We start from the raw sequence: 25,772 nt of genomic DNA on the forward strand, positions 1-25,772 counted from the left end.
GTCATGGACATGGAACTGATCCCGGCACCCGTGCGCGCCGGCGACCGGGGCAGGTGCGGATTCGTCCTGGATCCGGCCACCGCCATCACGGCGGGCCCCGGCACCGAGACCACCGAACGCTGGCTGCGCGCCACCCTCGGCGCCGCCTTCGGCCTGTCCCTCGCGCCCAGCGCCGAGGGCGCCGAGCAGTCCGTCCGGCTGCTGACCGACCCGGCCCTGGAGCCCGAGGAGTACCGGCTGACCACCCTGCCGGGCAACAGCGTCGCCATCACCGGCGGCAGCCCCGCCGGGGTCTTCTGGGGCGCCCAGACGCTGCGTCAGCTGCTGGGCCCGCAGGCGTTCCGCCGGGCGCCCGTCGGCGAGGGAGCCCTGCCCGGCTTCGGGTTCACCGACATCGAGGACGGCCCGCGCTTCCCGTGGCGCGGCATGATGCTCGACGTGGCACGGCACTTCATGCCCAAGACCGACGTCCTGCGCTACCTTGACCTCCTCGCCGCGCACAAGCTGAACGTCTTCCACTTCCACCTCACCGACGACCAGGGCTGGCGCGTCGAGATCAAGCGCTACCCGCGCCTGACCGAGACCGCCTCCTGGCGCTCGCGCACCAAGCACGGGCACCGGGCCTCCGAACTCTGGGACGAGACCCCGCACGGCGGCTTCTACACCCAGGACGACATCCGCGAGATCGTGGCGTACGCCGCGGCCCGGCACATCCGGGTCGTCCCCGAGATCGACATCCCGGGCCACTCGCAGGCGACCATCACCGCCTACCCGGAGCTCGGCAACACCGACGTCATCGACACCGGGTCCCTCTCCGTCTGGGGCGACTGGGGAGTCAGCCCGAACGTGCTCGCCCCCACGGAGCAGGCCCTGCGCTTCTTCGAGGGCGTCTTCGAGGAGGTACTCGAACTCTTCCCGGCCGCCACCTCGCCGTTCATCCACGTCGGCGGCGACGAGTGCCCCAAGGACCAGTGGAAGGCGTCGCCCGCCGCCCAGGCCCGCATCAAGGAACTGGGCCTGGCCGACGAGGACGAGCTGCAGTCCTGGTTCATCCGGCACTTCGACGGCTGGCTCACCGCGCGGGGGCGCCGTCTCATCGGCTGGGACGAGATCCTGGAGGGCGGGCTCGCCGAGGGCGCGGCCGTCTCCTCGTGGCGCGGCTACGCGGGCGGCATCACCGCCGCCGAGGCCGGCCACGACGTCGTCATGTGCCCCGAGCAGCAGGTCTACCTGGACCACCGTCAGCACGGCGGCCCCGACGAGCCGATGCCGATCGGGTACGTCCGCACCCTGGAGGACGTCTACCGCTTCGAACCCGTGCCGCCGGGCCTCTCCGACGAGGCGGCCCGGCACGTCCTCGGCACCCAGGCCAACGTCTGGACCGAGGTCATGCAGAACCGGGCCCGGGTCGACTACCAGGTCTTCCCGCGCCTGGCCGCCTTCGCGGAGGTCGCCTGGTCGGCCCTGCCCCCCTCCGCGGAACGGGACTTCGCCGACTTCGAGCGCCGGATGGCCGCGCACTACGCGCGGCTGGACGCGCTGGGCGTCGACTACCGGCCGGCGGGCGGTCCGTTGCCGTGGCAGCGGCGGCCCGGCATCCTCGGCCGTCCGCTGGAGGGCGCGCCGCCGAACAAGTAGGGCCTCCCCCTTCCCGGTCCTCCCGGACCCTCCCGTCCGACTCGTCCGTTCAACCTCCCGTGGAACGGAATAAGTCGTACAAGCTCGCTGAATAGTGGCAATTCGCACTCTGCTCCGAAGAGGTGCGAATCGGGATCATCCCCCTGGCCAGGGACGGATACTCCCTTCGCGGACCCTCGCGTCGGGCCGGTCCGAAGATGTGCCAGAGTTGCCACGTCCAGGCTTTGAGCACGTACCGTACGGCGAAACAGACGGGACAGCCGGGACACCGGGAAGGGGCAGCTGGGTTGACCACGCAAGCACCGCAGGCGACGCAGTCCGTCACGCTGCCCGCCTCGCTGGACGAGGCAGTGGCGGCACTGGGCGCCATGCCTGCCGCCGTCCCCGTGGCGGGCGGCACGGACCTGATGTCGGCCGTCAACAAGGGCCTCCTGCGCCCCTCGGGGCTGGTCGGCCTCGGCCGGATCAGTGAACTCCGCGGCTGGCACTACCAGGACGGCCACGCCCTCCTGGGCGCCGGTCTCACCCACGCCCGCATGGGGCGCCCCGACTTCGCCGCACTCATCCCGGCCCTGGCCGCCTCCGCGCGCGCCGCGGGGCCGCCCCAGATCCGCAACGCCGGGACGCTCGGCGGCAACATCGCCACCGCGGCCCCGACCGGTGACGCGCTGCCGGTCCTGGCCGCGCTGGAGGCCGAGCTGGTCATCGCGGGCCCGGACGGCGCCCGCCGCGAGATCCCGGTCTCGCACCTGCTGGCCGGCCGCGAGATGCTGGAGCCCGCCGAACTCATCGGTTTCGTCCGCGTCCCGCTGCTGCACGCCCCGCAGGTCTTCCTCAAGGCCACCGGGCGCACCGGCCCCGGCCGCGCCACCGCCTCCGTCGCGATCGTCCTCGACCCGGCCCGGCGCGGCGTGCGCTGCGCGGTCGGCGCCATCGCGCCGATGCCGCTGCGGCCGCTGGAGGCGGAACGCTGGATCGCCTCGCTGATCGACTGGGACGGCGAACGGGGCCTGGCGCCCGACGCGCTGGCCGCCTTCGGCGAGTACGTCGCCGCGGCGTGCATCCCGGACGAGCCACCGCCCGCCGACGGGGGAGAGGCGCCACCGCTGTCCCCCGCAGTACTGCACCTGCGGCGCACCGTCGCCGCGCTGGCCCGACGCGCGCTGGGGAGGGCACTGTCGTGAGCAACGAGGACCACACCGAACAGCACGGGGGATGGGAGCCGATCCCCCAGAGCGGCGACTACGACGCCGAGGCGACCGCCTTCGTCCACCTGCCGCCGGAGGACCTGGCGAACATCCCGCTGGCCGCCCCCGGCCAGGGCTACGTGCCGCCGATGATCCTCCCGCTGACCCCGGCCGCCGGGCTCGATCCCGCGGCCACCGGCAACTGGGTCGTGCAGACGCCGAGCCGGCAGGACCGGCCGGACCACGGCACCGACGCGGAGCAGCCCGCCCCCGAGGCGGTGCACTGGCCCGACCCGAACCAGCAGCAGGCGCCGTACGGATACCCGCAGACCCCGTACCAGCCGCAGCCGCCCGGGGAGCAGTACCCGGACCGGTACCGCGAGGACCGGGCCGAGACCGGCCAGTGGAACTTCGCAGAGTCCGCCGAGTCCGCGGAACCTGCCGGGCACACCGGCCAGTGGCAGATCCCGGTCGCCGACGGCGATCTCCCGGAGGAGTCCGGCGAGTTCTCGGCCTCCGCGCTTGCCGCCGGCTGGTACGCGGACCGGACCCCGCCGGCCACCCTGCCCGGTGGCGCGCCCGCCCCCTGGGCGACGCGCGAGCCGGAGCCCGGGGCCGGGGACAGCGCCCCGCCGCAGGGGACGGACCACGGCACGGCACCGGAAGCGCCGGACACCGCGGCGGCGGAGGACGGGCCCGAGGACACGCACGAGGTCCCGCCGGACGCATCCCACCAGGACGCCTCGCAGCCTGCCGGCCCCGACATCCCCGCCGTCTCCGACACTCCGGCCGTCTCCGACGCTCCCGCCGTTTCCGACGCGCCCGCCATGGAGCACCCCGGTACGGCCGGACCGGACGCCGGACCGGACGCCGAGCCGGTCGCCGGGCCGGTCGCCGAGGAGGCGCCGGACACCGCGGCCACGGACGATGCCGCGACGGACCCCGACGCGACGGACGCGGACACGGCCGTCGGCGCCACGGACCTCGGCGTCACCGGCCTCGCCCCGGAAACCGGTCCCGACGCACCCGCACCCGACACCGGCCCCGACCCCACCGACGCGGCTCCGGCCCCCCGGCTGGACCTGCCCAGCGAGCACCCCTCCGCCTCGTACGCGCTGCACGTGAACGGCGTCGACCGGCCCGTCACCGACGCCTGGATCGGCGAGTCGCTGCTCTACGTGCTGCGCGAGCGCCTCGGCCTCGCCGGGGCCAAGGACGGCTGCTCGCAGGGCGAGTGCGGTGCCTGCAACGTCCAGGTGGACGGCCGGCTCGTCGCCTCCTGCCTGGTCCCCGCGGCCACCGCGGCGGGCAGCGAGGTCCGTACCGTCGAGGGCCTGGCCGTCGACGGCGAACCGTCCGACGTCCAGCGGGCCCTGGCCGACTGCGGCGCCGTCCAGTGCGGCTTCTGCATCCCCGGAATGGCGATGACCGTCCATGACCTGCTGGAGGGCAACCACGCCCCCAGCGAACTGGAGACCCGCCAGGCGCTCTGCGGCAACCTCTGCCGCTGCTCCGGCTACCGGGGCGTGCTCGACGCCGTGAACGAGGTCATCGCGGGCCGCGAGGCGGCCTCCGCGCCCGCGGAGCACGACGCGGAACAGGACGGGGCCCGCATCCCGCACCAGGCAGCCCCCGGTGCGGGTAGTGTGCAGGCCCATCTGCAGGACGGAGGCATGGCGTGAGCAACGACGCAGCCACCGCGGCCGGCGCGACCCACACGGCGATCAGCATCCCCTCGCTGGACGGCCCCGACGGCCCCGAGGGCGAGCAGCCGATGTTCGGCCTCGGCGCCTCGCTGCCGCCGGCCGACGCCCGCCCCAAGACCGAGGGCACCTTCCCGTACGCCGCCGACCTGTGGGCCGAGGGACTGCTCTGGGCGGCGGTCCTCCGCTCCCCGCACCCCCATGCCCGCATCCTGTCGATCGACACCTCGGCCGCCCTCGAAATGCCGGGCGTGCGCGCGGTCGTCACCCACGAGGACGTCCCCGGCGAGAGCTCCTACGGACGCCGCGTCGTGGACCGCCCCGTCTTCGCCTCCGACCTGGTCCGCCACCACGGCGAGCCGATCGCCGCCGTCGCCGCCGACCACCCCGACACGGCCCGGCTGGCCGCCGCCGCCATCGCCGTCGAGTACGAGGTACTGGAACCGGTCACCGACCCGGAGAAGGCCTTCGCCGCCGAACCCCTGCACCCCGACGGCAACCTGATCCGCCACATCCCGCTGCGCTACGGCGACCCGGAGATCGTGGGCGAGGTCATCGTCGAGGGCCTGTACCGCATCGGCCGCCAGGACCCGGCGCCCATCGGCGCCGAGGCCGGGCTCGCCGTACCCCGCCCCGACGGCGGCGTCGAGATCTACACCGCCTCCACCGACCCGCACACCGACCGCGACCTCGCCGCCGCCTGCTTCGGCCTCGAACCGGACCGGGTGAAGGTCGTCGTGACCGGCGTCCCCGGCGCCACCGGCGACCGCGAGGACCCCGGATTCCAGCTCCCGCTGGGGCTGCTCGCCCTGCGCACCGGCTGCCCGGTCAAACTGGCCGCCACCCGCGAGGAGTCCTTCCTCGGCCACGCGCACCGCCACCCGACGCTGCTCCGCTACCGCCACCACGCGGACGCCGAGGGCCGCCTGGTGAAGGTCGAGGCGCAGATCCTCCTCGACGCGGGCGCGTACGCCGACGACTCGTCCGAGTCGCTGGCCGCCGCCGTCGCGTTCGCCTGCGGCCCCTACGTCGTCCCGCACGCCTTCATCGAGGGCTGGGCCGTCCGTACGAACAACCCGCCGTCCGGCCATGTCCGGGGCGAGGGCGCGATGCAGGTCTGTGCCGCGTACGAGGGCCAGATGGACAAGCTGGCCGGCAAGCTCGGCATCGACCCGGCCGAACTGCGGCTGCGCAACGCCCTGTCCACCGGCGACATCCTGCCCACCGGACAGACCGTGACCTGCCCGGCCCCCGTAACCGAACTCCTGTGCTCGGTGCGGGACTTCCCGCTGCCCTCGCTCCCCAAGGACTCCCCGGAGGACGACTGGCTGCTCCCGGGCGGCCCGGAGGGCGCGGGCGAACCCGGCGCGGTGCGGCGCGGGGTCGGCTACGCGCTGGGCATGGTCCACATGCTCGGCGCCGAGGGCACCGACGAGGTCTCCACCGCCACCGTCCGGGTCCACGACGGGGTCGCCACCGTCATCTGTGCCGCGGTCGAGACGGGGCAGGGCTTCTCCACGCTGGCCCGCCAGGTCGTCCAGGAGACCCTGGGCATCGAGGAGGTCCACGTGGCCTCCGTCGACACCGACCAGCCCCCTGCGGGACCGGCCACGCACGGCCGGCACACCTGGGTCTCCGCCGGAGCGGTCGAACGCGCGGCGAAGATGGTCCGCACCCAGCTGCTCCAGCCGCTGGCCCACAAGTTCGGCATGTCCACCGAACTGCTCCAGATCGCCGACGGCAAGATCACCAGCTACGACGGAGTGCTCTCCACGACCGTCACCGAGGCGATGGACGGCAAGGAACTCTGGGCCACCGCCCAGTGCCGCCCGCACCCCACCGAGCCGCTCGACGAGTCCGGCCAGGGCGACGCCTTCGTGGGCCTCGCCTTCTGCGCGATCCGTGCGGTCGTCGACGTCGACATCGAGCTCGGCTCGGTCCGCGTCGTGGAGATGGCCGTGGCCCAGGACGTCGGCCGGATCCTCAACCCGTCCCAGCTGGCGACCCGGATCGAGGCGGGCATCACCCAGGGCATCGGCACCGCCCTGACGGAGAACCTCCGCACCGCCCGCGGCCTGATCCGCCACCCCGACCTCACCGGCTACGCCCTGCCGACCTCCCTGGACGCGCCGGACATCCGCATCGTCAGACTCATCGAGGAACGCGACGTGGTGGCCCCGTTCGGCGCCAAGCCCGCCTCGGCGGTCCCCGTGGTGACCTCACCGGCGGCCGTGGCCGCCGCGGTCCGCTCGGCCACCGGCCGCCCCGTCAACCGCCTCCCGATCAGGCCCCAGGCAGCGGTGGCGGCGACCAGGTCCTGATGCCGTCCCCGGCCCACCGGTGACCGGGGACCTGGCAGGCCCCGGCGGCGTGGGGCGACCATGGGCGGATGCACATCTCCGAGACGGAACGCGCCGCCGACCAGGGCGGCCCCACGCTGGCGCAGCTCCTCGCGCTGATCGCCGCCGGGACGCTCGATGTCGTCGTGGCACCCCTCGGCACCGGCGTACCCGTGTCCGACGTGGTGCTGCACGACCCCGGTGAGGAGGGGGACGAGGACGCCTGGGCGGCCGCCGGACTGGTGCTGCTCGCGGTCGGGGTGGAGGCCGCCTCGCCCGAGGCGGTCGACGTGCTGCGTGCCGCCGACCGTGCCGGGGCGGCGGCCGTGGTGATGCGGCGCGGTGCGCGGGGGCCCCGGGCGGCGTTGCTGGAGGCGGCCGGGCGCGGGCGTACGGCGTTGCTGACCCGGCGGGCCGGGCAGGGCTGGACCGAGGTGCTCGGGCAGTTGCGGACGGCGCTGGTGCACAGCGTCCCGGACCGGTCCGGGGGCGCGGCCGGGGTGGACGGGCTGCGGCTGGGGGACCTGTCGGGTCTCGCCAACACCGTGGCGGACCTCGTCGGAGGCGCGATCACCATCGAGGACCCGCAGTCGCGGGTGCTGGCCTACTCGCGGATGGACCACGAGCCCGATCCGATGCGCCGGCTCACGATCCTCGGCCAGGAGGTGCCCCGCTGGCGGGTCGTCGAACTGCGCGAGAGCGGCTTCTTCCAGGCGCTGTGGAACACCGACGACGTGGTGCGGCTCCCCGCCGACGAGCGGTACGCCGAACGGCTGGCCGTCGCGGTGCGGCACGGCTCCGAGGTGCTCGGCTCGATCTGGGCGGCGGCCGACGGGCGGCCGCTGGCCGAGGACGCGGTGGCGGCGCTGCGCACGGCCGCCCGCGCCGCGGTCCCGCACCTGTCGCACCACCGGACCTGGGGCCGGGCGGCGGCGTGGGCGCGCGAGGGTTCGGTGCACGCGCTCCTGGCGGGCAGCGGGCAGCCGGCGCACGACGTGGGGATCGTGCGGGGCCGGCCGTACGCCGTGATGGTGGCGGAGGCCCACGACGGCCCGGAACCCGCGCCGGGTGACACCGGGCAGCGGGTGCAGCGGGTCCTCGACGTACTGGCGCTGCGGGCCGCCGCCTACCGCCCGGGGTGTGTGACCGCCAGGTCCGGGCAGCGGCTGTACGTCCTGGTCCCGGCCTCGGACGGCGAGCGGGACCCCGCCCGCACCCTGCTGGCGACGGCCCGTTCGGTGCCCCGGGGCGTGGTGTTCGCCGGAGCCGGGCCCGTGGTGCCGGACCTGGCGGAACTGCCCGCGTCCCGGGACGCCGCGGAGCTGGTGGTGCGAGTGCTCCGGGAGCGCGCCGCGCGCCTGCCCCCTGCCGGGGCCGGGTCGGCGGTGGCGTCGTACGAGGAGGTCGCGGCCGAGGCCGCGGTGCTGCGGCTGCTCGACCGGGTGGAGCCGCTGTGGGAGAAGACGGCGGGGCCGGTGCACGCGATGCTGGAGCACGACCGGTCGCACGGGGCGTGTTACGGCGAGTCCGTCGCCGCGTACCTCGACGCCTTCGGCGACACGGCCGCCGCCGCGCGACACCTCAACGTGCACCCCAATACGCTGCGGTACCGGCTGCGCAGGGCCCGGGAGCTGTTCGGCGTCGACCTGGCCGACCCGGCCGTGCGGCTCCTGGCGGAGATCGGACTGCGCCTCGGGCCCACCCGGCCACGGTCCTGACCCGGGGCCTGGTCCGGATCCTGGTCCGGGCTCCCTGTTCCCGTTCCTGTTCCCGTTCCGGTTCCGGTTCCCGTTCCGGTTCCGGCCCGGCGGGTGACGGGGGGCCTCGTCATCATGATCGTTTACTTGTCGGACTGGACAGGGAGACCGGTCGGTCCTGGTGCCGGACGACGAAGACATGCCGGGCTCCGCACCCCGAAGCTGGGCACAACAGCCCGCGGTCCGACGGGGGCGGTGCATGAGCGACCCATCACGTAGGAGTGTGGTTCAGGTGACTTCCGGTCCGGCCCCCCAGCGCAAGCGCGCCCGTGAGGCGGCGCTCGCCCGTGCCGTCGAGGACGGACTGCTCGGCCCCGGTACGCCCCTGGTCGGCCTGCTCGACGTCGACGGGGTGCTGGCCGCGGTCGACGCGCTGAACGAGGCGTTCGAGGGGCCGGCCACCGTCCACCACACGTTCGCGGCCAAGGCCTGCGGCCTGGTGCCGGTGCTCCGGCTGCTCGCCGAGGCCGGTATGGGCTGCGAGGTGGCCTCGCCCGGCGAGCTGGAGCAGGCACTCGCCGCGGGATTCGGTTTCGACCGGCTGGTCTTCGACAGCCCCGCGAAGACGGTCGAGGAGCTGGAGTTCGCCCTGGAGCACGGCATCGCGATCAACCTGGACAACTTCCAGGAGCTCGCACGCGTCGACCGGCTGCTGGCCGGCCGCGAGCCCGCCGGGCCCATCGGACTGCGGGTGAATCCCCAGGTCGGGGCCGGTGCCATCGGCGCGATGAGCACGGCCACCGCGACGTCCAAGTTCGGCGTCGCGCTGCGCGACCCGGGAGCCGTCGACGCGGTGATCGACGCCTTCACCACGCGCCCCTGGCTCAACCGCCTGCACGCACACGTCGGTTCCCAGGGCTGCCCGCTGCCACTCATCGCCCGGGGCGTCGGCGCCGCGTACGAACTGGCGGAGCGGATCAACAAGCAGCTGGGGCAGGCCAGGATCACCGGCCTGGACATCGGCGGCGGCCTGCCCGTCAACTTCGACAGCGAGGACGACCGCCCCACCTATACCGACTACGTCAGCGAACTGCGCGCCGCCGCCCCCGGCCTCTTCGACGGCCGCTACACCCTCGTCACCGAGTTCGGCCGCTCGCTGCTCGCGAAGAGCGGCACCATCGCCTCGGTCGTCGAGTACACCAAGTCGGCCGGCGGGCGGCGGATCGCGGTCACCCACGCCGGTGCCCAGGTGGCCACCCGCACCGTCTTCATGCCGGACTCCTGGCCCCTGCGCGCCGGCGTGTTCGACGCGGCGGGGCGCCCCAAGGAAGGGCCGCTCCAGGTCGTGGACATCGCCGGACCGTGCTGCTTCGCCGGTGACCTCACCGCGAGCGCCCGCGAACTCCCGGCCGTCGAGCCCGGGGACCTGGTGGCGCTGTACGACACCGGGGCGTACTACTTCTCGTCCCACTTCTCCTACAACTCCCTGCCCAGACCCGCCGTGTACGGCTACCGCACGGATTCCGCCGGACAGGTCCGCCTCGCCATGGTCCGCGAGGCGCAGAGCGTGCGCGAAGTCGTCCAGGAGAGCGGCCTCGTTCACGTGGACGCGCTCGTCGCCCTGTGCGCGCGGGGGCCGGAGCAATGACCGCAGAAGCAGGTGGCGGGATGAAGCGCGTCCTCATATCCGCCGACATGGAAGGGGCGACGGGCACCGTCTCTCCGGCGGACGTCAAGGCCGGGACACCGCGCTACGAACGCTTCCGCCGGCTGCTCACCCAGGACGTCAACGCCGCTGTCGCCGGATTCGCGGACGCCGGCGCGGAGGGGATCGTCGTCAACGACGCGCACTGCGGCATGGACAACGTGCTCATCGAGGAACTCGACCCGCGCGCCGTCCTGATCGTGGGCCGCCACAAGCCGCTCGGCATGCTCGAAGGCCTGGAGGAGGGGCTCGACGCGGTCGCGTTCGTCGGCTACCACACCGGCGCCGGCGAACAGGGCGTCCTCGCGCACACCTACCTCTCGCACAGCATCCTCGGCGTCCGCGTAGACGGCGAGCCCGTCGGAGAGGGCGGGTTCAACGCCCTCGTCGCCGCCGAGGCCGGCGTCCCCGTCGTCCTGGTCACCGGCGACGACGTGACCTGCCGCGAGGCCGCCGCGTACGCGCCCGGCTGCCGGACCGTCACCGTGAAGCGGGCGATCTCCCGGCACGCCGCCGTCTGCCGTACCCCGGCCGTCACGGGCGCCGACATCCGCCGCGAGGCCGAGGCGGCCCTCTCTGCCCCGCCGCCCCGCCCCACCGCGCGCCCCGCCCCGCACGTGGTGGAGGTCGACGTGGACAGCCCGCACCTCGCGGACCGCGCGAGCGCCCTGTCCGGAGTCGAACCCTCCGGCCCCAGGACCGTCCGCATGGACACCCCCGACGCCATGACGGCGCTGCGCCGCTTCCGGGCGCTCACCTGGGTGATCGGCGGCGGTCGCGAGGGCGACTGGACCTGAGGAACGAGCGGTCCGGCGGCCCGGCGCCGCCCGAACGCCGCTCCGACGGCGCGCACGCCCCCGCCCCCGCCCTGTACGACGTCTGCCCATGACCTGGAGCTTCCATGACTTCCCCCGTACCGCAGAGAACTCCGCAGAACACGCGACAGAGCCCGCAGCCGGAACTCAGCCGCTCGCTGCGCAACCGCCACATGTCCATGATCGCGATCGGCGGTGCGATCGGTGCCGGGCTGTTCGTCGGCAGCGGCTCGGTGATCAAGACCGCCGGGCCGGCCGCGATCGTGTCCTACTGCCTGGCCGGCGCGCTCGTGCTGTGCACCATGCGGATGCTCGGTGAGATGGTCGTGGCGAGGCCCTCCTCGGGTTCCTTCGCCGACTACGCCCGTACCGCCATCGGGCCGTGGGCGGGCTTCACCATCGGATGGCTGTACTGGTACTACTACGTCATCATCGTGGCCGTGGAGGCCGTCGCGGGTGCGGCGATCCTGCACGCGTGGATAGGGCTGCCGCTCTGGGCGCTGGCCATGGGCCTGATGGTCGTGATGACCGCGACCAACCTCCTCTCCGTGAAGTCCTTCGGTGAGTTCGAGTTCTGGTTCTCCTCCGTCAAGGTCGCCGCGATCGTGGCCTTCCTGATCGTCGGCGGCCTCTACGTCTTCGGCGGCTGGCCGGGCTCGTCCTTCGACTTCTCCAACCTGACCGCGCACGGCGGCTTCGCGCCGAACGGCTTCACCGCGATCTTCTCCGCGATCGTCGTGGTCATCTTCGCGTTCGGCGGGGCCGAGATCGTCACCATCGCCGCCGCCGAGAGCAAGGAGCCCGAGCGTTCGGTGGCCCGCGCCACCACCGGGATCATCTGGCGGATCATCCTCTTCTACGTCGGCTCCATCGTCCTCGTCGTCACCATCGTGCCGTGGGACAGCGCCAAGGTCCTGGCCAGCCCGTACGTCGCCGCCTGGAAGATCATCGGGCTGCCGGGCGCGGGCCTCGTGATGGACATCGTGATCCTCACAGCGGTGCTGAGCGTGCTCAACTCCTCGGTCTACGTCTCCTCGCGGATGCTGAGGGCGCTCGCCACCCACGGCGACGCCCCCACCTGGCTGGTGGCGACGAACAAGCGCCAGGTCCCGGCCCGCGCGATCCTCGCCGGAACCGTGGTCGGCTGGATCTCCGTACTGCTCGCCTACCTGTCCCCGGACACCGTCTTCACCTACCTGGTGAACTCCTCGGGCGCGATCGCCATCTTCATGTACCTCATGATCGGCGTCTCCCAGCTGCGCATGCGGCGCCGGCTCGAGCGCGAGGCACCCGAGCGGCTGACCCTGCGCATGTGGCTGTTCCCGTACCTGACCTGGGTGGTGATGGCCGGCTTCGCCGCGGTGCTGGTGGCCATGGCCGTCATCGGCGACCAGCGCACCCAGCTGTTCACCAGCCTCGGCAGCCTCGCCGTCGTCCTCGTCGCGTACGCGGTGCGCAGGGCGCGCGGCAGCCGTCCGGTGCCGGACGCAGCGGTCACCGGCTGACCCGGCACATGGAACCGCCCGCCCCCGCGTCTTCAGGACGAGGGAGCGGGCGGTTGCGTATACCGAGGCCGTGACCGGAATCGAACCGGTGTAACTCGAGTTGCAGTCGAGCCCCTGAGCCTCTCGGGCACACGGCCGTGCGTTGTTCTGGTCCCGACCGTAGGCGCCGCCGGCCACGGCCGCCAAGAGCACGGGCCGTCCCGCAACGCGACTGCCATACCGCGTTCATGAAAGGCCGCCCGGTCCTACGACCAAGGGACCAGAACGGGAGCGACTCAGGACAGGGGTCAGGGGGGATTTTGCCCCTTACTCTAGGGTTCATGACCGCCCTGGAACCGCCTGACGCCGAGATCTCGGCCGGCCACGAAGACACTGCTGACCTGCACAGAGCCGTTGCCGTCACGGCGGTGGAAGGGGTCCTGGGGCGGACCTACCGGGCGCTCAGCATCGGCATCGTCTCCGTCGTGTTCCTGATCGCCTTCGAGGCCACCGCCGTGGGGACCGCGATGCCGGTCGCCGCCCGCGAACTGCACGGCATCCCGCTGTACGCGTTCGCGTTCTCCGCGTACTTCACCACCAGCCTCTTCGCCATGGTGCTCTCCGGCCAGTGGGCGGACCGGCGCGGGCCGCTGGGGCCCCTCGCCGCCGGGATCACCGCCTTCGGGGCGGGCCTGCTGCTGTCCGGGACCGCGGGCACCATGTGGATGTTCGTCGCGGGGCGGGCCGTGCAGGGGCTCGGCGGCGGGCTGGTGATCGTCGCGCTGTACGTGGTGGTCAGCCGGGCCTACCCGGAGCCGCTGCGGCCCGCCATCATGGCCGGGTTCGCCGCGAGCTGGGTGATCCCGTCCGTCGTCGGTCCCCTGGCCTCCGGGAGCGTGACCGAGCACCTGGGCTGGCGCTGGGTCTTCGTCGGCATCCCGGTCCTGGTGGTCTTCCCGCTGGCGCTCGCGCTGCCCGCGATCCGGCGGATGGCCGCCGGGCCCGCCGACCCGGCGGCGCCCGTCGAGCCGTTCGACCGCCGGCGCATCGCCCTCGCGCTGGGCATCTCGCTGGGCGCCGGGCTGCTCCAGTACGCCGGGCAGGAGCGGAACTGGTTCTCGCTGTTGCCGGCCGCCGCGGGGATCGCCCTGCTCGTCCCGGCCGTCCGCGGCCTGCTGCCCCGGGGAACCGGGCGGGCGGCGCGCGGGCTGCCCTCGGTGGTGCTGCTGCGCGGGGTGGCGGCCGGGTCGTTCATCGCCGCCGAGTCGTTCGTGCCCCTGATGCTGGTCACCGAGCGCGGCCTGTCCCCGACGCTGGCCGGGCTCTCGCTCGCGGCCGGTGGCGGGACGTGGGCACTGGGTTCGTTCCTGCAGTCCCGGCCCCGTCTGGAGCCGCACCGCGAGCGGCTGATGGTGGCCGGCATGGTGCTGGTCGCCGTGGCGATCGCGGGGGCGCCCACCGTACTGATCGACGGGGTGCCGGTCTGGACGGTCGCCGTGGCCTGGGCGGTCGGCTGCCTCGGCATGGGCACGGTGACCGCGTCGACCAGCGTGCTGCTGCTGAAGCTGTCCGCCCCGCATGAGGCGGGGGCGAACTCCGCGGCCCTGCAGATCTCCGACGGCCTCTCCAACGCCCTGCTGCTGGCCGCCGGCGGCGCGGCGTTCGGGGCGCTCGGCGGCGGAGCGGTGGGGGCCGTGCACGAGGCCGTCGAGGCGGGCGCCTCCGGCTCGCACCCGGGGGCGTTCGTGGTGGTGTTCCTGCCGATGGCGGGGGTCGCGCTGGTGGGGGCGTGGGTGGCTACGCGGGTACGGGAGAAGTGAGTGCTGCCGGTCCGGCCCTGACGCCGGTACCGATCTGGCCCCATGCGACGGTACCGTTCCGGACGTCGTGGACAAGGCGGCCGCCCTGCTCCAGTCGCTGGCGATCAGCCGTCCGCTCTTCGACGGCAACAAGCGCACCGCCTGGCTGTCGTGCACGACCTTTCTCGCGATGAACGGCGTCGATCTCCGGCCGGACATCGACGCGGCGGAACGCCTGGTCATCGCGGTCGCCACAGGTGAGGCCGACGAGGTCAAGGTCATCTCCCAGGGGCTTCGCGACCTGATCGACGACCACGTGTGAGAGCCGTCCCAATTCGCCCCGGGGCGGCGGAGCCCAGGGTGGATCGCACCCCGCCCCCCGGTAGGGTGGCCCGGTTGTCGTATCGCGTGCGGGCCCGTCCCGGTCCGTGCGGACAGCACCCCACGTACCCGAGAGACCCGAACCGGAGACCGTGACTACTACCGCCTCCCACCACCTCTCACCCGCCTTTCCCGGCCGCGCCCCCTGGGGTACGGCCGGCAAGCTGCGAGCCTGGCAGCAGGGCGCCCTCGAGAGGTACATCCAGGAGCAGCCGCGCGACTTCCTCGCGGTCGCGACCCCCGGCGCAGGCAAGACCACCTTCGCGCTGACCCTCGCGTCGTGGCTGCTGCACCACCACGTCGTGCAGCAGGTCACCGTCGTGGCGCCGACCGAGCACCTCAAGAAGCAGTGGGCGGAGGCCGCCGCCCGGATAGGGATCAAGCTCGACCCCGACTACAGCGCCGGCCCCGTGAGCAAGGACTACCACGGGGTCGCGGTCACGTACGCGGGCGTCGGCGTCCGCCCGATGCTGCACCGCAACCGCTGCGAGCAGCGCAAGACCCTGGTGATCCTCGACGAGATCCACCACGCCGGTGACTCGAAGTCCTGGGGTGAGGCCTGCCAGGAGGCGTTCGACCCGGCGACCCGGCGGCTCGCCCTCACCGGCACGCCGTTCCGCTCGGACACCAACCCGATCCCGTTCGTCGCGTACGAGGAGGGCAACGACGGTATCCGGCGTTCCTCGGCCGACTACACCTACGGCTACGGCAACGCGCTCGCCGACGGCGTCGTCCGGCCGGTGATCTTCCTCAGCTACAGCGGCAACATGCGCTGGCGCACCAAGGCCGGTGACGAGATCGCCGCCCGGCTCGGCGAGCCGATGACCAAGGACGCCATCGGGCAGGCCTGGCGTACCGCGCTGTCGCCCACCGGCGACTGGATCCCCAATGTGCTCAGCGCCGCCGACAAGCGGCTGACCGAGGTCCGCAAGGGCATCCCGGACGCGGGCGGCCTGGTCATCGCGACCGACCAGGAATCGGCCCGCGAGTACGCCAAGATCCTCAAGAAGGTCACGGGCGAGAAGGCCACCGTCGTCCTGTCCGACGAGAAGGCGGCGTCCAAGCGGATCGACGCCTTCACCGAGGACGGATCGCGCTGGATGGTCGCGGTCCGGATGGTGTCCGAGGGCGTCGACGTGCCGCGCCTGGCGGTCGGCGTGTACGCCACCACCATCTCGACGCCGCTCTTCTTCGCCCAGGCCGTCGGCCGCTTCGTGCGCTCCCGCAGGCGCGGCGAGACCGCCTCGGTCTTCGTGCCGACGATCCCGATGCTGCTCGACTTCGCCAACGAGATGGAGGTCGAACGGGACCACGTCCTCGACAAGCCCAAGAAGGGCAGCGACGAGGAGAACCCGTTCTCGGAGGAGGACAAGCTCCTCGCCGACGCCGAGAAGCTGGAGGACGAGGAGACCGAGGAGCAGCTGCCCTTCGAGGCCCTCGAATCCGACGCGGTCTTCGACCGGGTGCTGTACGACGGTGCCGAGTTCGGCATGCAGGCGCACCCGGGCAGCGAGGAGGAGCAGGACTACCTCGGCATCCCGGGCCTGCTGGAGCCCGACCAGGTGCAGCTGCTGCTCCAGAAGCGGCAGACGCGGCAGATCGCGCACAGCCGCCAGAAGCCGGCCTCCGAGGCCGATCTGCTGGAGAAGCCGGCCGGTGACCGGCCGGTGGTCACGCACAAGCAGCTGCTGGGGCTGCGCAAGCAGCTGAACACGATGGTGTCCGCCTACACGCACCAGAGCGGCAAGCCTCACGGGGTCATCCACACCGAGCTGCGGCGGGTCTGCGGCGGGCCGCCGAGCGCGGAGGCCACGGCCGGGCAGATCGAGCAGCGGATCAAGAAGGTCCAGGAGTGGGCCACCCGCATGACGTGAGCCCGGCCCGCCGGAGACCGGAGCGCATGGGTACCGGCCCGGGGCGCAGGACAGCCGTCCTCGCCCCGGGCCGGTGTCATGAGACCCGGGCCGGTGTCATCGGTCCCGGGCCGGTGTCATGAGCGGGCCGGTGTCATGAGGTGGATACCGGTGTCATGAACGGGTCGTGGTCACCGGACGACGGTCGCCGTCACCAGACGAACGGTGCGGACTGGCTGGTCGTCGCCACGCACGGCACGGTGGCCGACGTCGGGGACGAGGCCACGATCCGCAGTGACCAGTTGGAGGTGGTCGGGGGAGAGGGCAGCACCGTGGAATTGGTGCTGTTCCCGGCCGCGAGGGTGCCCGAAGTGAGCTTCAGCGGGCCGAGGGTGATCGGGTTGCCGCCGCTCAGGCCGGGGTTGGTCTTCGCGGAGAACTGGACCTGACTGGTGACGCCGCCCGAGGTCTTGGTCAGGCTCAGCGTCGTGGTGATGCTGTTCGGGTCGGCGCTCGTGCCGGCCGGCATGGTGATCGCCGTTGAGGTGATCTTGATGGTCTTGTTCGTGCCCGAGTCGGCGGCGGTCAGGGTGGCGACGCCGGCGCCCCAGGAGCCGCAGTCGTAGCTCGCCGTGGCGGTGAGCGGGGTGACGGCCGAGGCCGTCGGGGACGACAGCGCGAGCATCGCGCCGACGGCGGACACCGTGCCCACCACCAGCGGCAGGCGTCTTCGGCTCGGGGTGTGGCGTGAGGAGATCGACATGACGGGTGGAACTCCTTCCGGTTGAATTCCGCAGATGCGCTGTAGTGGTACCAGCCTGCGGATCTGCGTGCCGGGCCCGGCATGTCGGGTGCAGTGAAACGGTGATCTTCGAAGATGTCAACGGATGCGCGGGAAACGCGTGCCGAAATGCTTTTCGGGCATTTCCGAAAGGATCAATTCGGTCTCTCTTGACTTCTCTGCACCTGACCTCCTCAATGTGCGCAATCAATGGGCCATGAAAGGGTGTCAGGTGATCCGACGACGAAGACCCGGGGTGACCGGTCTGCTCGCAGCCTGCTTCGTACTGTCGCTGGGCTGTGTCGGGGCCGCCGCGCCGCTTCCGCCGTACCACGCGAAGGCTGCAGCGGCCGCGGCCGGCACGGTGACCCCGACCGTCCACTGCACCCTGCCCGCGGGCCAGGGCGAGGCCACCGGGCCGCAGGAGATGAACGTCGAACTGTCGCCCCCGGTCGTCGCCCCGGGCGGCAAGGTGCACGCCAGGGTGACGCTCGGGGCGTCCCCCGCCACCAGCGCCATCGCCCTGGACGACGTGCCGACCATCCCGAGCCTCGACCTCGCGATGTCCGGCGGGGCCACCGGCACCGTGACCGTGCGGGGCGCCGAGTTCACCATGGACGTGCCGGCCGGGCAACCCATCGAGATTCCCGCGTACGAGGGCGACTTCCTGGTCCCGGTGGACGCCTCGGGAGAGATCTCGCTCGCCCCCGTCCGCACCCTCACCCAGACCAAGGTCCTCGGATCGGTCTTCGAGACACCGTGCGACGTCGTCGGTGACGTGGGCAGCGTGGGGACCGTCACGGCGGAGGGCACCACCTCCGAGCCCGCCACCCTGACCGCCCCGGCCGATCCGGTGCGGCCCAACACCTCGGTCAAGCTGCGCGGTTCGCGGTGGACCCCGGGCGCCACCCCCGTGCCGTCGCTCTGCGCGGCGGGCGGTGGCGGCTGCGATCCGCTGAAGTTCACCTCGAACACCCTGCGGATCGACTCCTACGGCACGCTCACCGGCACCGCGACCCTCGGCGAGGCCGGGGCGGTGCCCGACGGCGGTTACCAGGTGAAGGTCAACGACGGTACGAAGGAGGCCACCGCCCCCCTCACCGTCAAGGCAGTCGCGGCCGGGAACCGGGAGATCTCGCTGTCGTCGGACAGCGGGCCGGTCGGCAGCGTGATCACCGTCAGCGGCCGCAACTACAATCCGGACCGCTGGATCAACATCATCGGCCTCGACGCGGCGGGCACCGGGCTCGACGACAGCGCGGTCTACGTCAAGAGCGGCGCGGACGGCACCTTCGCCGTCGAGTTCACCGTCATCTCCGACGCCGTGGCCGCCGTCCAGGCCGACGAGGGCAACGACCCGGCGACCGTGCGCACGCTGCCGTTCACGGTGACCACCGAGGGCGGCGGCGGCGGCGGCACGGCCGAGCAGCGGCTGACCACCGAGGTCAGGGCCGGGACGCTGTCCATGACCCAGGCCGGTGACACCGTCGACTTCGGCACCACGGTGCTGGGCACGGACACCGGTACGCAGCAGGCCCGGCTCAACCGGGTCGAGGTGGAGGACGCCAGAGGCGTCAACAGTGGATGGTCGCTGACCGCCACCCTCACCGGCTTCAGGAGCGCCGACGGCAACACCATCCCGGCCGACGCCGTGCGGTGGACCCCCGCCTGCACCGCGCGGGCGGGGAGCGTGGGGGCGCCGGTGGCCGGATCGCCCGCCGCGCTGGGGAGCGAGGCGGCGAGCCTCTGCCGGATGAGTCCGGACGGATCACGTCCGTTCACCGGCGGCCGGTTCGACGCCGATGCCGGTCTCACCCTCACCGTTCCCGAATTCACCCGGCCCGGAGATTACAGCGCCACCCTGACCCTGACCCTGTTGTAACGGGAGTCGCCGGGAAAGCCCTTCCGGACGCCCGTCTGCTCCATACGGCAATGGAGCGGACGGGCGTTTCCCGTTCCGCACCGTATCCGCATTCGTGTCCGTGTCCGTCTTCGTGTCCCGCCTTCGCGTTCGTGCTCACTTTCTCATCATTCGGATCATTCGCATTCCGCTTCCTTTGGAGGAGCCGTATGTTCGCCCATCGCAGATCCGCCGCCACAAGAAGACCGGGCGGCCCGGCATTACGCCGTGCCGTCGCACTCGGCGCCACGACCCTGCTCGTCTGGACCGGCGGATCCGCCGCCCTGGCCCCCCTCGCGCACGCCGGTACGGTCACCCCGACCGTGCACTGCACCCTGCCGGCCGGCCAGGGCGAGGCCACCGGGCCGCAGCAGATGAACGTCGAACTCACCCCCGACGTCGTCGACCCGGGCGGCAAGGTCCACGCCAAGGTGACGCTCGGCCCGTCCCCCGCCACCAGCGGGCTCAGCCTCAGCGACGTACCCACCACCCCGAGCCTGGACCTCGCCATGTCCGGCGGCGCCACCGGCACGGTGACCGTCACCGGGCCCCAGGTCTCCCTCGACATCCCGTCCGGCAAACCGATCGAGATCCCGCCGTACGAAGGCGACTTCATCGTCCCCGCCAACGCGAGCGGCCCGGTCTCCTTCACCCCGCTGCGCAATCTCACGCGTACGAAGGTGCTCGGCGGCACCTACGAGACCCCGTGCGTCGTGACCGCGGGCGGCGGATCCGTCGGCACCGTCACCGTGGAGGGCAGCGCCGGACAGCCGGCCACGCTCATCGCGCCGGCCGCCCCGGTGCGGCCGTCCACACCGGTCACCCTGGCGGGCAGCCGGTGGACTCCGTCCGCCACCCCCGTACCGTCGCTCTGCGCGGCGGACGGCGGCGGCTGCGACCCCGCGAAGTTCGCCGGCTCCACCCTCGCGATCGACGGCTCCGGACAGCTGACCGGCAACGCCGTGCTCGCCGGGGCCGGCGGCGTGCCGGACGGCTCGTACCTCGTGAAGGTCGGCGACGGTACGAAGGAGGCGACCGCGCCCCTGACCGTCCGGGCCTACGTGCCCGACGGGCCCCGCGCGATCGCGCTGTCCCGGAACAGCGGACCGGTCGGCAGCGTCATCGCCGTCACCGGGACCAACTACTTCCAGGACCGGTGGATCAACACCGTCGGCCTCGACGCGAGCGGGGCCACCCTCGACGACACCGCCGTCTACGTGAAGAGCGGGCCCGACGGGAAGTTCAGCGTCGACTTCACCGTCTCGGACCCCGCGATCGCCTCGGTCCAGGTCGACGAGGGCAACGACCCGGCGACCGTGCTGACCACGCCGTTCACCGTGACCGAGGCCACCGCGACGCTCTCCGCGGGCGCGGCCAAGGTCAAGCCCGGCGGGTCCATCGGCGTCTCCGGCGACGGCTGGCCGTCCGGCGTCACCCCGGCCGCCGCGTTGTGCGCCACCGACGGCAGCGGCTGCGACGCGGCCCGGATCAGCGGCTCCACCCTCCGGATCACCGCCGACGGCAAGCTCACCGGCACGGTCACCGTCGCCGGGTCCACCCCGCGCGCCGTGTACGCGCTCCGTGTCACCGCCGGCAACGCGGAGGCCCTCACCCAGCTGACCGTCTCGCCGACGTATCTCGTCCTCACCCCGGCGGCCGGCCCGAAGGGCACCTCGGTCACCGTCCTGGGACAGGGCTTTGCGAAGGTGGCGACCGTGTCGATCGTCGGGCTGCGGGCGAACGGCTCGCAGACCTCCGACCCGGTGCGGACCAAGGTGGTCGGCCTCGACGGGGCGTTCTCGCAGACGTTCACCGTGAACGCGGCCGACACCGTCGCGATCCGGGTCCGCGAGGTCCTCGTCAACCCGCGCACCGAGACGGCCGCCTTCACCGTCCAGGACGGCACGGTCCCGGCCGGGCCGTCGTTCGCGCTCTCGCCGCCCGAGGGACCGGTCGGCACGGTGGTCCAGGTGACCGGCCGAGGCTTCGCGCCCGTCGCCACGGTCTCCGTGACCGGACGCACCGCGGACGGCAGGCAGACCTCCGACTCCTACGTCACCCGGATCATCGGCCTCGACGGCACCTTCGCCCTCAACTTCACCGTCCGGGACCCGGCGACGAAGTCGATCCGGGCCTGCGAAGTGCTCGTGAACGGTAAAACCGTGCAGCAATTGTTCACGGTGAGTTAACGCTGGTTCACCTCTGGTGTACGGAGCGTCGCGAGGGAGTCGGCCGACATGGACGCGCGTAGATGCGCGCCATCCGGCCGACGCCCCGCTGACCGGCACTTATGCTCGCGAGGCACAAGCGCTTTTCCGCAGGCGCCCGGATTCTGGACGAGGTCTTCCGCTGAGCGGACTGGCTCGCTACTGTCCCAAAAATGTGAACGCCCCGTGGCAACGCCGCCGCGGAGCGCAGCCGGTGCCTTGGCCAGGCCGGCGGCCTCTCCGTGCGTCGCCGCTGGGACCGGTGACGCACAATCCGTGGGAACCAGCCGCCGCCGCTCACCAAAGAGGAGAGGGCGTCGTGACCGCGGAGACCTCGCAGACGCTCGACCGAGGACTGCGTGTCCTCAAACTGCTTGCCGACACCGACCACGGACTGACGGTCACCGAGTTGTCCAACAAACTCGGCGTCAACCGCACAGTGGTCTACCGTCTGCTCGCCACCCTGGAGCAACACACCCTGATCCGACGCGACTTGGGCGGCCGGGCCAGAGTCGGCCTGGGCGTGCTGCGGCTGGGCCGGCAGGTGCACCCGCTCGTCCGGGAAGCCGCGCTGCCCGCGCTGCGCTCCCTGGCGGAGGACATAGGGGCCACGGCCCACCTCACGCTCGTGGACGGCACGGACGCGCTGGCCGTCGCGGTGGTCGAACCGACCTGGACGGACTACCACGTGGCGTACCGGGCCGGCTTCCGTCACCCGCTCGACCGGGGCGCCGCGGGACGGGCGATCCTCGCGGCCCGGCAGAAGCCGGTGGGCGAGACCGCGTTCACCCTCACCCACGGTGAGCTGGAGGCCGGGGCGAGCGGGGCGGCGGCCGCGCTGATGGGGGTGACGGGGGTCGAGGGCAGCGTGGGCGTGGTGATGCTCGCCGACGCGGTCCCGGAACGGGTCGGGCCGCGGGTGGTGGACGCGGCCCGGGAGGTCGCTGACGCGCTTCGCTAGCGCGGGCGGCGGGGTGCGGGTGCCTGGCGTGGGCCCGGTCCTTGGCCTTGCCCGGGTCCGGGGCGCGGGGTTCCGTCCTCAAGCGCCGGACGGGCTGGGTTTGTGCGGGGTTCCGTCCTCAAGCGCCGGACGGGCTTGATGTGGCGCGCGGGGTTCCGTCCTGGATCGTCGGACGGGCTCGATGTGGCGCGCCGGGCTCCGTCCTCGGTCGCCGGGCGGGCTTGAGCGGCGCGGGTCACCTCACACAGGTGGGGCCGGTTAGATTGGGCGGGTGCTCACACGTCTTTCGCGCCCCCGCACCCTCGCCCTCTGCGCCCTGCCCGTGCTCGCCCTCTTCGGCGTGGCCGCCTTCGCGCCGCTGCCGTTCACGCTGGCGCAGCCCGGTACGACGGCGAACGTGCTCGGGGACGATCACGGCGCACCGGTGATCACCATCGAGGGCACCCCGACCCGGCCCACCAAGGGCCAGCTGCGGATGACGACGATCGTGGCGACCGGGCCCGACGCCGAAGTCGGGATCAGTGACGTGATCGACAGCTGGTTCCGTACGGACCGGGCGGTCATGCCCCGCGACTCCGTGTACCCGACCGGCGGCTCCGAGAAGGAGATCGAGAAGCACAACCTCGACGACATGGTGCAGTCGCAGGACTCGGCCGTGGACGCGGCGCTGAACTACCTCGGCAGGAAGCCCGGCTCCGTCGACGTCACCCTGCACCTCGCCGATGTGGGCGGTCCCAGCGCGGGCCTGTTCTTCGCGCTCGGGATCGTCGACAAGCTCGACGGCGACGGCTCCGGGGGCGACCTCACCGGCGGCCGCAACATCTCCGGCACCGGCACCATCCAGGCGGACGGCAAGGTCGGCGCGGTCGGCGGCGTCTCCCTGAAGACCCAGGCGGCCCGCCGGGACGGGGCGAGCGTCTTCCTCGTACCGAAGGCGGAGTGCAAGGAGGCGCACGCCGAGCTCCCCGACGGGCTCCGGCTGATCCCGGTCACGACCCTGAAGGGCGCGGTTTCCTCGTTGCGGGCACTGGATCACGGGGGCGAGGTCCCGAGCTGCTGACCGGCGGCTCCGCAGAGCCCGGGGGCCCGTCCGTCCCCGCGCCCGGTTCGTCGTCCATCGTCCGCCAGGCCGGGAAGACCAGCGGGCTCAGCGTCGCGAGCAGGTAGCACCCGCCCATCGCCAGCAGCGCGCCCGAGGCGCCCGCGCTCTCCACCAGCAGCCCGGCCGCGAGGCCGCCGACCGGCATGGCCAGCTCGCAGCCGGCGGTGATCGCCCCGGAGACCCGGCTGCGCAGCGCGTCGGGGACGCTGCCGTAGATCACCGTCGTCAGGATCGGGTTCAGGACGCCGCCCGCGACCCCGCTCAGCACCATCGTCACGGCCAGCGGCAACGTCGTGCCGGTCAGCGCCGCGACCAGGAACCTCGGCGCCCCGCACAGGATCACGCAGACGCTGAACACGGCCCGCCGCGAGTAGCGGTGTCCCACCGCCCCGTACAGCAGCGCACCGGTCAGGCCGCCCGCCCCGAACAGCGCGGTGAGCAGTCCCAGGTCCCGGGCCCCGCCCAGTTCGTCCGAGGCGTGCACCGGCAGCAGTACGGCGTTCCAGCCCTGGTCGGTCCCGTTCATGAACAGAACCATCACCACGACGCCCAGCAGCAGCCGGTTCCCGAACAAGTAGGCGTAGCCCTCCCGCAGTTCACGCTTGTAGGTGGGCAGCGAGACCGGTTCGGCGGTCGTGACCGGCTCGGCCGCGCGCACGCCCCGCAGCCCCGCCGCGATGAGCGCGGCCGAGGTGAGGAAGGTGGCCGCGTCCAGCAGCAGTACGGTCTCCGCGCCGACCAGCGCGATCAGTACCCCGGCCAGCGCCGCGCCGACCATCCTGGCCCCGCGCGAGACCGCGTCGAAGAGGCTGGCGGCGCGGGGGAGCGTGGTGCCGGCGTGTTCGGCGAGGTCGGGGACCAGGACGTAGCGGGCGGTGTTGCCGGGCGTGTGGAACAGCCCGTTGACGGCCATCAGGGCGCAGAGCATCCAGAAGGCGAGCGCGTCGGCGTAGTGGAGCAACGGCACCGCCGCGACGGCGAGTCCGCACACCGTGTCGGAGGCGACGGAGACCCGGCGCCGGCCGATCCGGTCGATGACGGGCCCGCCGACCAGGGCGGACACGACGATCGGGAGGGTCGCGCAGAAGGCGACGACCCCGGCCCGGCCGGCGCTGCCCGTGGTTTCGAGGACGAACCACGGGACGCCGATCAGGGTGAGTGAAGTACCGGCGGTGGATATGGAGTTGGCGGCCAGCACCGCGACGAGCGGCAGGCGGTTGTGTGTGTTCTTCCCCCCGTCCATGGACTACGCCGGGCGAGGGGTGCGGGATGGCGAGCCGGACTGCTCCGGTAGCAGGCGCAGGCCCAACTCGACCATGGTCCAGCCCAGCCGGGACCGCATGTCCATGCGCGGGGCGGGAGGGGCGGCCTCGGTGTCGATGCCGGTACGGGGGTGGGCGCGGCGGAACTCCGCTGCGTGGCGCTGGAGTTCGGCGGAACGGATGGCGTGCAGCTGGAGGTGCGTCTCGGGATGCATGACTCGGTGGTCCCCTCGGTCGGTCAGGCCAGTCGGTCGGTGGGCCGGGTGCGCGGTCGCTCGTGCGGTCCGGCGTGCGGTCACTCGGTGGGACGGGGGAAGACGTGCAGGTGGGTGCGGACCACGGCGGATCCCTCGGTGCCCTCCGGGACCCGGTCCCGGTAGCTGTCGACGAGGTCGTGGATCGCCTCCGCCATTTCCAGGGAGAGTTCGGGCGTGAGGCGCACCTTGAAGTCGCTGAGGTCGTAGGAGCGGAGCCACTCCTCGGGCCAGTCGTGCATGGTGCCGAGCCAGGTGTTCAGCTCCTGGGTGTGCACGGTGGCGACCTCGTGCAGCACGACCCCCATGGCGCCGCGGATCTCCGGGTCGGGGTCGTGGAGGAAGTCCGCGGTGCTGTCGAAGGCGGTGCCCAGGTGGACGGCCTTCCACCAGCGCTCGCGGCCCTTGCCGCGCTCCGGGTCGTCCTCCACGAAGCCGTACGTGGCGAGCTGGCGCAGGTGGTAGCTGGTGGCGCCGCTCGACTCGCCGAGCCGGTCCGCGAGGCCGGACGCGGTGGCCGGGCCGAACTCCCGGAGGTTGTTCAGCAGTCGCAGCCGCAGGGGGTGTGCCAGCCCCCGCAGGGTGCGGGCGTTGACCATGTGGATGTTCGGGGTGCCTGTCGGAGCGCTGTCCGGGCTGCCGTCGGGGCCGGCCTCGTTGTCTGCCATGCCTCAACCATAGAGTTACAAAGAGACCTTTGCAAC

The 25,772-nt window shown here is 72.8% G+C and carries 18 protein-coding genes, 1 tRNA gene and 1 pseudogene; 15 read left to right on the forward strand and 5 right to left on the reverse strand.

Translation table 11 applies throughout. From position 1 onward, the window contains the following. The first annotated feature begins 3 nt into the window (after positions 1 to 3). The 8 genes from EDD93_RS15695 (at position 4) to EDD93_RS15730 (ending at position 12,589) form a co-directional block, all read left to right on the forward strand. A complete protein-coding gene (locus EDD93_RS15695) occupies positions 4 to 1,638 on the forward strand; it encodes a beta-N-acetylhexosaminidase (protein ID WP_123525731.1) in 1,635 nt (544 codons plus the stop codon). Between the two features lie 287 nt (positions 1,639 to 1,925). Beyond that, complete coding sequence (locus tag EDD93_RS15700; RefSeq protein WP_123525732.1) at positions 1,926 to 2,822, forward strand: xanthine dehydrogenase family protein subunit M; 897 nt, start codon at positions 1,926 to 1,928, stop codon at positions 2,820 to 2,822. Next, positions 2,819 to 4,507: a 2Fe-2S iron-sulfur cluster-binding protein gene (locus tag EDD93_RS15705; protein ID WP_123525733.1), complete on the forward strand. Its 1,689-nt coding sequence runs from the start codon at positions 2,819 to 2,821 to the stop codon at positions 4,505 to 4,507. Before EDD93_RS15700 ends, EDD93_RS15705 begins: the two co-directional genes overlap by 4 nt. Beyond that, the gene (locus EDD93_RS15710) at positions 4,504 to 6,849 is read left to right on the forward strand and encodes a xanthine dehydrogenase family protein molybdopterin-binding subunit (protein ID WP_123525734.1); all 2,346 of its coding nucleotides are present in this window, start codon (positions 4,504 to 4,506) and stop codon (positions 6,847 to 6,849) included. The genes EDD93_RS15705 and EDD93_RS15710 overlap by 4 nt, the downstream gene beginning before the upstream one ends. Positions 6,850 to 6,917: 68 nt before the next feature. Beyond that, complete coding sequence (locus EDD93_RS15715; RefSeq protein ID WP_123525735.1) at positions 6,918 to 8,585, forward strand: CdaR family transcriptional regulator; 1,668 nt, start codon at positions 6,918 to 6,920, stop codon at positions 8,583 to 8,585. A gap of 238 nt (positions 8,586 to 8,823) precedes the next feature. Then, the gene (locus EDD93_RS15720; RefSeq protein ID WP_185092331.1) at positions 8,824 to 10,212 is read left to right on the forward strand and encodes a diaminopimelate decarboxylase; all 1,389 of its coding nucleotides are present in this window, start codon (positions 8,824 to 8,826) and stop codon (positions 10,210 to 10,212) included. Then, positions 10,209 to 11,066, forward strand: coding sequence for a M55 family metallopeptidase (locus EDD93_RS15725; RefSeq protein WP_260255748.1), 858 nt, complete (start codon positions 10,209 to 10,211; stop codon positions 11,064 to 11,066). Before EDD93_RS15720 ends, EDD93_RS15725 begins: the two co-directional genes overlap by 4 nt. A gap of 104 nt (positions 11,067 to 11,170) precedes the next feature. Beyond that, positions 11,171 to 12,589 (forward strand): amino acid permease, encoded by a 1,419-nt coding sequence (locus EDD93_RS15730; RefSeq protein ID WP_221217315.1) that lies wholly within the window; start codon positions 11,171 to 11,173, stop codon positions 12,587 to 12,589. A gap of 65 nt (positions 12,590 to 12,654) precedes the next feature. Here EDD93_RS15730 and EDD93_RS15735 read toward each other — a convergent pair. After that, positions 12,655 to 12,726, reverse strand: a tRNA-Cys gene (locus tag EDD93_RS15735). Positions 12,727 to 12,909: 183 nt separating this feature from the next. On the opposite strand from EDD93_RS15735, the gene EDD93_RS15740 reads away from it, so the two are divergent. The 3 genes and pseudogenes from EDD93_RS15740 to EDD93_RS15750 all read left to right on the forward strand — a co-directional run bounded on the left by EDD93_RS15740 (position 12,910) and on the right by EDD93_RS15750 (position 16,622). After that, entirely contained in the window at positions 12,910 to 14,388 is a 1,479-nt protein-coding gene (locus EDD93_RS15740) for an MFS transporter (RefSeq protein WP_123525738.1), read from the forward strand. Positions 14,389 to 14,446: 58 nt separating this feature from the next. Beyond that, positions 14,447 to 14,689, forward strand: a pseudogene (locus tag EDD93_RS15745) (type II toxin-antitoxin system death-on-curing family toxin); the annotation flags it as partial. A 151-nt stretch (positions 14,690 to 14,840) separates the two neighbouring features. After that, positions 14,841 to 16,622, forward strand: a complete 1,782-nt coding sequence (locus EDD93_RS15750) for a DEAD/DEAH box helicase (RefSeq protein ID WP_123525739.1) — start codon at positions 14,841 to 14,843, stop codon at positions 16,620 to 16,622. Between the two features lie 190 nt (positions 16,623 to 16,812). Here EDD93_RS15750 and EDD93_RS15755 read toward each other — a convergent pair whose 3' ends face one another. After that, entirely contained in the window at positions 16,813 to 17,364 is a 552-nt protein-coding gene (locus tag EDD93_RS15755) for a hypothetical protein (protein WP_123525740.1), read from the reverse strand. A 274-nt stretch (positions 17,365 to 17,638) separates the two neighbouring features. Between EDD93_RS15755 and EDD93_RS15760 the strand changes: the two genes are divergently transcribed. The 4 genes from EDD93_RS15760 (at position 17,639) to EDD93_RS15775 (ending at position 23,510) form a co-directional block, all read left to right on the forward strand. Beyond that, entirely contained in the window at positions 17,639 to 19,264 is a 1,626-nt protein-coding gene (locus EDD93_RS15760) for a WxL domain-containing protein (RefSeq protein WP_123525741.1), read from the forward strand. A gap of 188 nt (positions 19,265 to 19,452) precedes the next feature. Continuing rightward, complete coding sequence (locus tag EDD93_RS15765; protein ID WP_123525742.1) at positions 19,453 to 21,471, forward strand: hypothetical protein; 2,019 nt, start codon at positions 19,453 to 19,455, stop codon at positions 21,469 to 21,471. Positions 21,472 to 21,808: 337 nt separating this feature from the next. Continuing rightward, positions 21,809 to 22,450 (forward strand): IclR family transcriptional regulator, encoded by a 642-nt coding sequence (locus tag EDD93_RS15770; protein WP_024489166.1) that lies wholly within the window; start codon positions 21,809 to 21,811, stop codon positions 22,448 to 22,450. A 271-nt stretch (positions 22,451 to 22,721) separates the two neighbouring features. After that, positions 22,722 to 23,510 (forward strand): S16 family serine protease, encoded by a 789-nt coding sequence (locus tag EDD93_RS15775; RefSeq protein ID WP_123525743.1) that lies wholly within the window; start codon positions 22,722 to 22,724, stop codon positions 23,508 to 23,510. On the opposite strand, the gene EDD93_RS15780 is transcribed toward EDD93_RS15775, so the two are convergent. The 3 genes from EDD93_RS15780 to EDD93_RS15790 all read right to left on the reverse strand — a co-directional run bounded on the left by EDD93_RS15780 (position 23,440) and on the right by EDD93_RS15790 (position 25,736). Further along, positions 23,440 to 24,795: an MFS transporter gene (locus EDD93_RS15780; RefSeq protein WP_123525744.1), complete on the reverse strand. Its 1,356-nt coding sequence runs from the start codon at positions 24,793 to 24,795 to the stop codon at positions 23,440 to 23,442. The two genes, EDD93_RS15775 and EDD93_RS15780, sit on opposite strands and share 71 nt — an antisense overlap. 3 nt (positions 24,796 to 24,798) lie before the next feature. Further along, positions 24,799 to 25,029 (reverse strand): hypothetical protein, encoded by a 231-nt coding sequence (locus EDD93_RS15785; RefSeq protein ID WP_123525745.1) that lies wholly within the window; start codon positions 25,027 to 25,029, stop codon positions 24,799 to 24,801. 80 nt (positions 25,030 to 25,109) lie between these two features. Continuing rightward, complete coding sequence (locus EDD93_RS15790; RefSeq protein WP_123525746.1) at positions 25,110 to 25,736, reverse strand: winged helix-turn-helix domain-containing protein; 627 nt, start codon at positions 25,734 to 25,736, stop codon at positions 25,110 to 25,112. Between the last annotated feature and the right edge of the window lie 36 nt (positions 25,737 to 25,772).

The organism is Streptomyces sp. 840.1 (assembly GCF_003751445.1).
Lineage (GTDB): Bacteria > Actinomycetota > Actinomycetes > Streptomycetales > Streptomycetaceae > Streptomyces.

Coding starts and splice junctions, on each gene's coding strand:
- EDD93_RS15790 (WP_123525746.1), bottom strand. CDS start 25,736: ATGGCAGACAACGAGGCCGGCCCCGACGGCAGCCCGGACAGCGCTCCG.
- EDD93_RS15765 (WP_123525742.1), top strand. CDS start 19,453: ATGTTCGCCCATCGCAGATCCGCCGCCACAAGAAGACCGGGCGGCCCG.
- EDD93_RS15755 (WP_123525740.1), bottom strand. CDS start 17,364: ATGTCGATCTCCTCACGCCACACCCCGAGCCGAAGACGCCTGCCGCTG.
- EDD93_RS15720 (WP_185092331.1), top strand. CDS start 8,824: ATGAGCGACCCATCACGTAGGAGTGTGGTTCAGGTGACTTCCGGTCCG.
- EDD93_RS15715 (WP_123525735.1), top strand. CDS start 6,918: ATGCACATCTCCGAGACGGAACGCGCCGCCGACCAGGGCGGCCCCACG.
- EDD93_RS15725 (WP_260255748.1), top strand. CDS start 10,209: ATGACCGCAGAAGCAGGTGGCGGGATGAAGCGCGTCCTCATATCCGCC.
- EDD93_RS15740 (WP_123525738.1), top strand. CDS start 12,910: ATGACCGCCCTGGAACCGCCTGACGCCGAGATCTCGGCCGGCCACGAA.
- EDD93_RS15730 (WP_221217315.1), top strand. CDS start 11,171: ATGACTTCCCCCGTACCGCAGAGAACTCCGCAGAACACGCGACAGAGC.
- EDD93_RS15785 (WP_123525745.1), bottom strand. CDS start 25,029: ATGCATCCCGAGACGCACCTCCAGCTGCACGCCATCCGTTCCGCCGAA.
- EDD93_RS15780 (WP_123525744.1), bottom strand. CDS start 24,795: ATGGACGGGGGGAAGAACACACACAACCGCCTGCCGCTCGTCGCGGTG.
- EDD93_RS15695 (WP_123525731.1), top strand. CDS start 4: ATGGACATGGAACTGATCCCGGCACCCGTGCGCGCCGGCGACCGGGGC.